Raw genomic sequence first — 281 nt, 5'->3', positions numbered from 1 at the left:
AAATGGAGTGCGCTTTGTGCAACTCTACCATCAGGGATGGGATGCACATGACAATCTTCCCAATCAAATGATAGGACAAGCCAAAGATGTGGACCAAGCATCGGCGGCTTTGATTACGGATTTGAAGCAGCGTGGACTACTCGATGAGACCTTAGTGATTTGGGGTGGAGAATTTGGCCGAACCAACTACTGTCAAGGAAAAATCGCTCCGGAAAACTATGGACGAGACCATCACCCTAGAGCCTTCTCCATTTTCATGGCAGGCGGCGGCGTGAAGTCAG

General features: G+C 49.5%; 1 protein-coding gene. It reads left to right on the top strand.

The features are described 5' to 3' along the window. Window positions 1-281 (top strand): DUF1501 domain-containing protein (locus ACNKXV_RS14670; RefSeq protein WP_417908437.1); only part of this gene is annotated, 281 nt, incomplete at both ends.

Source organism: Christiangramia aquimixticola (assembly GCF_048285835.1).
In the GTDB taxonomy this organism is placed as follows: domain Bacteria; phylum Bacteroidota; class Bacteroidia; order Flavobacteriales; family Flavobacteriaceae; genus Christiangramia; species Christiangramia aquimixticola.
This window is presented reverse-complemented; position numbering and strand designations above follow the sequence as displayed.